Annotated in this window: 6 protein-coding genes; 5 read left to right on the forward strand and 1 reads right to left on the reverse strand. The window is 71.9% G+C overall.

The window, feature by feature from the left end:
- The coding region (locus RL72_RS00440) for a TetR/AcrR family transcriptional regulator (RefSeq protein WP_156156646.1) at positions 1-721 on the reverse strand (721 nt) is incomplete at its 3' end.
- 200 nt (positions 722-921) lie between these two features.
- Between RL72_RS00440 and RL72_RS00445 the strand changes: the two genes are divergently transcribed.
- From RL72_RS00445 to RL72_RS00465, 5 genes are all read left to right on the forward strand, one after another.
- Positions 922-2,643, forward strand: coding sequence for an amidohydrolase (locus RL72_RS00445; RefSeq protein WP_045248828.1), 1,722 nt, complete (start codon positions 922-924; stop codon positions 2,641-2,643).
- Positions 2,640-4,304, forward strand: a complete 1,665-nt coding sequence (locus RL72_RS00450; protein ID WP_045248829.1) for an ABC transporter substrate-binding protein — start codon at positions 2,640-2,642, stop codon at positions 4,302-4,304. The genes RL72_RS00445 and RL72_RS00450 overlap by 4 nt, the downstream gene beginning before the upstream one ends.
- An 83-nt stretch (positions 4,305-4,387) precedes the next feature.
- Positions 4,388-5,344 carry an ABC transporter permease gene (locus RL72_RS00455; RefSeq protein WP_045248830.1) on the forward strand — a complete coding sequence of 319 codons (957 nt, stop codon included), beginning with the start codon at positions 4,388-4,390 and terminating at the stop codon, positions 5,342-5,344.
- Positions 5,341-6,207, forward strand: coding sequence for an ABC transporter permease (locus RL72_RS00460; RefSeq protein ID WP_045248831.1), 867 nt, complete (start codon positions 5,341-5,343; stop codon positions 6,205-6,207). Before RL72_RS00455 ends, RL72_RS00460 begins: the two co-directional genes overlap by 4 nt.
- The coding region (locus tag RL72_RS00465) for an ABC transporter ATP-binding protein (RefSeq protein WP_045248832.1) at positions 6,204-7,826 on the forward strand (1,623 nt) is incomplete at its 3' end. The genes RL72_RS00460 and RL72_RS00465, both read left to right, overlap by 4 nt.

The following is a 7,826-nucleotide window of genomic DNA, read 5'->3' on the forward strand; positions in this document are numbered from 1 at the left end:
CCCAGAGCGCCGTGTGGGTGACCGGCGCACAGCAGTACTCCGGGGTGGTCGTGCGGCCGTGCACCACCGCCCCGGCGTCGAGGATCTGGTCCACGCCGAGGAAGAACAGCTCGCGGTCGCGCAGCGAGGCCAGGGCCACGGTGTGCTCCGCGATGCGGGGGTAGACCCGGGGGTCCGCCAGCGGAGGCTCGTCGAACCACGGCCCGTCGATCTCGCCGTCGGCGCGCTCCGCCCGCGCCCGGGCGATGCCCGCCGCGGTCGACAGCACATGCGACGCCAGCAGCGCGTAGTGGCGCACGACGTCGGCCTCGCTGAGCCCGGCCGTCGTGAAGGCCTGCAGCATGAGCTCGATCGCGCCGAGCTCGCCGGGGCCGTGCGTGGTGAGGATCGTGGCCTCGGCGCCGACCGCGGGGTATTCCGAGTAGAGGTCCAGCGTGGCGGCGGCCATCGCCCGCAGCCGGCCGCGCCAGTCGTCCCGCGGCACGTCGATGCTGTTCAGCGCGCGCAGGGTGACCTCGTCGAGCAGGGCGCGCATGAGGTCGTCCTTGCTGCGGAAGTGACGGTAGATGGCCGTCGGATCCGCGCCGAGGCGGGCGCCGAGATCGCGCACGGAGATCGCCGAGACGCCGGTCGCCGCCAGCTCGAGCCCCGTGGCGACGATGAGCTCGGGATCCAGTCGCGGGCGCGACGGGAGTCGGGATGTCGTCTCGCCCTCAGCCATCGTGCGGCTCCTCCTGTTCCCGGGCCCGCGCCCTTCGGATTCCTATCGTCCCACGTAACCAATCACCGATCATCGGTTCAGTCAACACTGTTGACATCGCCGCGGACAGTCGTCTAGCGTTATCGCGACCCGCGGCCCTGCGGGGTCATCGCCCGCCGTCGTGCGGGCTCCTCATCTGCTTCAACGGCGAAAGGCGGACGATGACGACGACACGCGTCTTCCACGGCGGATCGGTGTTCACCGGTACCGGCACCCCCCTCGACGGCCAGGCCGTCATCGTGCGCGGCGAGCGCATCGACCGGATCCTCCCCGAGACCGAGCTGGCCGCGGTGCTGGGCGCCGAGCCCGAAGGGTCGGTCGAGCTGATCGACCTCCGCGGCGCGCTGCTCAGCCCCGGCTTCCAGGACGCGCACATCCACGCGGTAGGCGGCGGCGTCGAGCTGCTCCAGTGCGACCTCAGCGGCACGGCGTCCGCCGAGGAGGCCGTCGCAGCGGTCCGCGCCTACGCCGAGGCGAACCCCGACGAGGAGTGGATCCTCGGCGGCGGCTGGTCGATGGACTGCTTCCCCGGCGGCAACCCCGCCCGCGGCCTGCTGGACGCCGCCGCCCCGGGACGTCCGGTGCTGCTCGCCAGCCGCGACCACCACAGCCTCTGGGCGTCGACCGCCGCCATCGAGCGTGCGGGTCTCGGTCCCGACACCCCGGATCCGGTCGACGGCGTGATCGTCCGCGAGGAGGACGGCTCCCCGGCCGGCACCTTCCACGAGGGCGCCGGAGACCTGTTCGGCGACGTCCGGCCCGCGACCTCCGAGGAGCTGCGCTACCGCGGGCTGCTCCGGGCGCAGGAGGAGCTCATCGCGCTCGGCATCACCGGGTGGCAGGACGCGATGGTCGGAGGCGAGGGGGCGAGCATCGCCGACCCCCTCCCCGCCTACGAGCGGGCGCTGTCCGAGGGCACGCTGCGCGTGCACGTCACCGGCGCACAGTGGTGGGAGCGCGACCGCGGCATCGAGCAGGTCGCGCACATGGTGGCCGAGCGGCAGCGCGTCGCCGCGCTCGGCTCCCCCGAGCGGCTCGAGATCGGCACCACGAAGATCATGGTCGACGGCGTCGCCGAGAACCACACCGCCGCGATGCTGACGCCGTACCGCGACTCGCACGGCCACGACACGCACAACCACGGCCTGAGCTTCATCGACCCGGCGCGCCTGCGCGAGTACGTGACGGCGCTCGACGCGGCCGGCATGCAGGTGCACATGCACGCCCTCGGAGACCGCGCCGTGCGCGAGGCGCTGGACGCCCTCGAGGCCGCCCGCGCCGCCAACGGCCCGACCGACAACCGCCACCACCTCGCGCACCTGCAGATCGTGGCCGAGGAGGATGTGCCGCGCTTCGCGGAGCTGGACGCGGTCGCCAACCTGCAGGCGCTGTGGGCCACCCACGAGGACCAGCTCGACCAGCTCACCCTGCCGTTCCTGCAGGAGGGCCTGGAGGCGCGGCAGTACCCGTTCGGCGACCTGGTGCGCGCGGGCGCGCGACTCGCCGCCGGAAGCGACTGGCCCGTCTCCAGCGCGGCCCCGCTCGACGCGATCCACATCGCCGTCACCCGGGTCGCCCCGGGGCTCGACGCCGAGCCCCTCGGCGGCGCCCACCAGCGACTGGATCTGGCCACGGCCATGGCCGCGTACACCTCGGGCAGCGCCTACGTGAACCACCGCGACCACGACACGGGGCACATCAAGCCGGGGTACCGCGCCGACCTGGTCGTGCTGGATCCCTCGCCGTTCGACGTGCCCGCCGACGAGATCCACCGCAGCCGCGTCGCCCAGACCTGGATCGACGGGGCGCTGGTGCACGCCGTCGAGACCGCCGCCACCACCGCCCGCACCACCTCCATCGATGAAGAAGGGGAGCCGTCATGACCCGAACCCGCCTCGCGAGCGGCGCATCGCGCCACCTGATCCGCGTCGCCGCCGCGGGAGCCGCCGCACTGGTCGCCGCGGCGTCCCTGACCGCCTGCTCGGGCGGCTCGACCGGCGGCGCCGCCGCGACCGCCGAGTGGAAGCTGACCACCACGACCGCGAAGCCGAGCGGCGACATCGACTCGTTCTCGTTCGCGCTGTACGCCGAGCCCGCGACCCTCGACTACGCCTACGCGTTCGACTACCCGGACAACCAGGTGCTCGCGAACGTGTGCGAGTCGCTGCTGCGCCTGAACCCCGACTACTCCCTGAGCCCGGGCCTGGCGAAGAGCTTCGCCAACCCCGACCCGCTCACCTGGGTCTACGAGCTGCGCGACGGCGTGACCTTCCACGACGGCACCCCGCTGACCGCCGCGGACGCCGTGGCCTCGATGCAGCGGATCATGGATCCGCAGGTCGGATCCAGCTGGTTCTCCGTGTACCAGAACGTCGAATCGATCACGCAGACCGGCCCCATGGAGGTCACGGTCAAGACGAAGATCCCCGACTCCCAGTTCAACCAGGGCATGGGCGGATCGGCGGGCGTCATCGAGTCGGCGGCGACCCTGGCCGCCAAGGGCAAGGACTACGGCAACTCGACCGCCGGGGTGAACTGCACCGGGCCGTTCGCCCTGAAAGAGTGGAAGTCGGGCGAATCCCTCACGCTCGAGCGCTACGACGGCTACTGGGACAAGGAGCTGCGCGCGAAGTCGAAGGAGATGACCTTCTCGATCATCCCCGACGCCACGGCGAGGGTGAACGCGATGAAGTCGGGAAGCGTCGACGGATCCTGGCAGATCCCGATGGAGTCCGCCCCGCAGCTGCAGGCCTCCGGCAAGGGGGACGTGCTCTACGCCCCGTCCAGCGCCACGAGCGATCTCGTCGTGAGCAACATGAAGGGCGTGCTCGGCGACAAGCGCGTGCGCCAGGCGCTCCTGATGGCGCTCGATAGGCCCGGCATCCTCAAGGGCGCGTCGCAGGGCGTCGGGGAGATCAGCGACGTCCTCACCACGAAGCTGGTCTGGGGAACCGCCTCCGAGGCCGCGAAGAAGACCGCCTTCGACGACATCACGCGCTACAAGCAGGATCTGGCCAAGGCCAAGAAGCTCGTCGAGGAGGCCGGCGCGACCGGCAAGGAGCTCGTCTACGTGACCGCGCCGATCGGCAACGACTTCTCTGTGGTGTCCCAGGCCACCCTGGCCGCGGCGCAGTCGATCGGGCTGAAGCTGACCATCAAGACCGTGAGCCCGGCCCAGTACACGGCCCTGTTCAGCGACCCGAGCGCCCGCGAGGGCGTCGACCTCTTCTACACGGTCTGGTACCTGTCCAGCCCGGACGCCCTGGAGATGTACGGCGTGCTGCGCACTGGCGACTTCAGCAACTACGGCGGCTGGAGCGATGCGGAGTTCGACAAGACCGTGAACGAGGCGGTCGGCACGATGGATCCGGCTGCGCGGAGCGTGCTGACTGCCAAGGCGCAGCAGATCGCCAACGAGGAGCTGCCCTGGCTGCCGCTCGCCACCGGTCCGCTGCCGCTGTTCCTGGGCAAGCGGATCACGGGCCTGGACCCGTCGATGGCGTTCCTCTACTACCCGTGGGCGGCGCAGATCGGCAAGCGCTGATCTCCGCACCCCTCCGATGAGCCGGACCCCGGGACGTCGCGCGACCGCGGCGCCCCGGGCCGGCCGAGACCACAGGTGACGCCATGAGCACTCTCCGCCGCGTCGCGGGGAAGCTGGGCGGGCTGCTGCTCACCCTCTTCCTCGCCTCGCTCCTCGTCTTCTTCTCCCGGTTCCTGGTGCCGGGCGACCCGGTGCGCTTCCTGCTGCGCGGCCGCAAGCCCTCTCCCGAGGCGATCGCGGACATCACCGCGCAGTACGGGCTGGACCTGCCGCCGTGGGAGCAGTACGTGCGCTGGATCGCCGGCGTGCTGCACGGCGACTTCGGCCGCTCCCTGCAGTTCCGCCAGAGCGTCACGACCGTGCTCGGCGATCGCCTTCCGGTGACCCTCATGCTCGTCGTGATGGCCGGCGCCATCATCGCCGTCGCCGGGCTCGTGGGCGGCGCGATCGCCGCGCTGAACAAGGGCCGCGCCGTCGACCGCGGCATCCTGATCTCCCTGACGGTGCTCGGGGCGATCCCGTCGTTCGTCGGATCCATCGTGCTCATCGCCGTCTTGTCGGTGCAGCTGGGCTGGTTCCCGTCGTTCGGATCCGGATCCGGCTTCTGGGACATGGCCTACCACCTGGTGCTGCCGTCGATCGCCCTGGCGATCGTGTTCATCGTGCTCGTCGGCAAGGTCACCCGCTCCGCCATGGTCGAGCAGCTGAACCGGGAGCACGTCGAGGTCGCGACCTCGCGCGGCATGACCCGGCTCGCCGTCATCCGCCGACACGTGCTGCGCAACGCGCTCGGCCCGATCCTCACGGTGTCGGGAGTGCTCGTGGCGGGCCTCATCGTCGCGAGCTCGATCGTCGAGCAGGCCTTCGGCCTCGCCGGGGTCGGCTCCCTCCTGGTCGGCTCCGTCGACCGTCTCGACTTCCCCGTCGTGCAGGCGATCGTCCTGCTCGTGGTCACGGCCTTCGTCGTCGTGAACGCGATCATCGACATCCTCGAACCCTGGATCGATCCCCGATCCGCTGCAGGAGCTGGTGCACGATGACCGTCCCCACCCCCACCCTGGCGGTGCGCGTGCTGCGCATGCCGAAGCGGCTGCGCGGCCGCGGAATCGTGTTCGCGTCGCTCGCCGTCCTCGCCGTGGTCACGCTCGCGGCGATCCTCGCCCCCTGGGTCGCCCCGTACGACCCCGACGCGGTCGACTTCACCGCGTTCTACGCCCCGCCCTCCCCCGCGCACTGGCTCGGCACCGACAGCCTCGGCCGGGATCTGCTGAGCCGGATCGTGTGGGGCGGGCGCACGGCGCTGCTCGGTCCGCTGCTGGTCGTCACGTTCTCCACCGCCCTGGGCATCCTGCTCGGACTCGTCGCGGGCTGGCGCGGCGGATGGATCGATGCCGTGCTGGGACGCGTGTTCGACGTGCTGTTCGCCTTCCCGTCGCTGCTGATCGCGATGATGGCCGTCGCGCTGTTCGGGAAGGGCCTGGTGGCGCCGGTCATCGCGATGAGCATCTCGTACGCGCCGTTCGTGGCACGGCTGACCCGCTCGCTCGTCGCCGCGGAGCGCACCAGGCCCTACGTCGCGGCCTACCGCGTGCAGGGCTTCGGCGGTGCGTGGATCGCGCTGCGGCGCGTGCTGCCCAACATCGCCCCCATCGTCGGAGCGCAGTCGACGCTGAACTTCGGATACGTGCTCGCCGAACTCGCCGGCCTGTCGTTCCTCGGCCTCGGCGTGCAGCCGCCGACCGCCGACTGGGGCGCCATGATCAACGAGGCCCAGGGCGGCATCGCCGCAGGCCAGTTCCTTCCGGCGATCGCGCCCGCCGTCATGGTGGTGCTCGTGGTCGTCGCCGTCAACATCGTCGGCGAGGACCTCTCCGACCGCATCGGAGGGGAGATCCCCGCATGACCGTCACGTCCGCACGGCGCAATCCGTCCGCACTCGGCGATCCGTCCGCACTGCTCGAGATCCGCGACCTGACCCTCGACCTCTCCGACGGCACCCGCCTTCTGCACGGGATCACGCTGTCCGTCGCGCCCGGCGAGACCGTGGGCCTGGTCGGCGAATCCGGATCCGGCAAGTCCCTCACCGCTCGCACCGTGCTGGGCCTGACGCCGGACCGCGCGCACATCGGCGGCAGCGTCTCGGTCGACGGCCGCTCCCCGCTCTCCCCCGCCGCGCTGCGCGCCGTCCGCCGCTCGGATGCGGCGATGGTGTTCCAGGATCCGCGAGCCGGCATCAACCCGATGCGCACGATCGGCGACCACCTCACCGAGGCTCTGCGCCTGAACGAGAGGTGGCCGCGGGCTCGCGCCCGCGCCCGTGCCGCCGAGCTGCTCGCCGACGTGCGCCTGCCCTCCCCGGCCGAGCACCTCGACCAGCACCCGCACGAGCTGAGCGGCGGCATGCTGCAGCGCGTCATGATCGCAGGCGCCCTGACCACGGCCCCGCGGCTGCTCGTCTGCGACGAGCCCACGACCGCGCTCGACGTGACCACGCAGGCGGAGATCGTGCAGGTGCTGCGCGAGCTCTGCGCCGACCGCGGGATGGGCATGCTGTTCATCACGCACGACCTGAACCTCGCCGGATCCCTGTGCGACCGGCTCGTGGTGATGAAGGACGGCGCGGTGGTCGAAGAGGGCCCGGCCCTCGAGGTGCTGCGCGCCCCGCAGGCCGAGTACACGAGGCGGCTCGTCGCGGCGACACCGCGGCTGAGCGGCGACGACGGCGCGGTCGGCTCCGGAGCCGCGGGCGACGACCCCATGGTGCAGGTCGCCGGCGTCTCGAAGACGTACCGCGTGCGCGGTCGCGGCGAGGTGCGCGCGGTCGTCGGAGCGGACCTGGAGATCCCGGCGGGCGGCGCTCTGGCCGTGGTCGGGGAATCCGGATCCGGAAAGTCCACGCTCGCCCGCATGATCGTGGGCCTCGAGCAGACCGACACCGGCACCATCCGGATCGGCGGGCGCGACACCAGCGCGGTGCCGAAGCGCCGCGAGGAGCGGCTGGCCCGGGCGAAGAGCGTGCAGATGGTGTTCCAGGATCCGTACCTGTCCCTGGATCCGCGGATCCCCGCCCGCCAGGCGGTGAGCGACGTGCTGCAGCTGCACGCGGGACTCGACCGCGCCGCCGCCGGCGCCAGGGCCATGGAGCTGCTGGCCGCGGTCGGCCTGGGCGAGGAGCACGCCGTCGCGCGCCCCAAGACGCTCTCCGGGGGACAGCGCCAGCGTGTGGCGATCGCCCGGGCGCTCGCGATCGAGCCCGACCTGCTCGTGATGGACGAGGCCACGAGCGCCCTCGACGTCTCCGTGCAGGCGCAGGTGCTCGACCTCGTCGCCGAGATCCGCCGCGCGCAAGGGCTCACGCTGCTCTTCATCAGTCACGACCTCGCCGTGGTGCGCCGGGTGTGCGAGCAGACCGTCGTGATGCGGCGAGGGGAGATCGTCGAGCACGGCGCCACCGCCGAGATCCTCTCCGCCCCGCAGCACCCCTACACCCGCCTGCTGCTGGATTCGGTGCCCGTCCCCGCC

The organism is Microbacterium azadirachtae (genome assembly GCF_000956545.1).
Taxonomy (GTDB): domain Bacteria; phylum Actinomycetota; class Actinomycetes; order Actinomycetales; family Microbacteriaceae; genus Microbacterium; species Microbacterium azadirachtae.

What these genes read in the sequence shown, in the direction of transcription:
- RL72_RS00445 (WP_045248828.1), top strand. Translation starts at nt 922, where the DNA reads ATGACGACGACACGCGTCTTCCACGGCGGATCGGTGTTCACCGGTACC.
- RL72_RS00450 (WP_045248829.1), top strand. Translation starts at nt 2,640, where the DNA reads ATGACCCGAACCCGCCTCGCGAGCGGCGCATCGCGCCACCTGATCCGC.
- RL72_RS00455 (WP_045248830.1), top strand. Translation starts at nt 4,388, where the DNA reads ATGAGCACTCTCCGCCGCGTCGCGGGGAAGCTGGGCGGGCTGCTGCTC.
- RL72_RS00460 (WP_045248831.1), top strand. Translation starts at nt 5,341, where the DNA reads ATGACCGTCCCCACCCCCACCCTGGCGGTGCGCGTGCTGCGCATGCCG.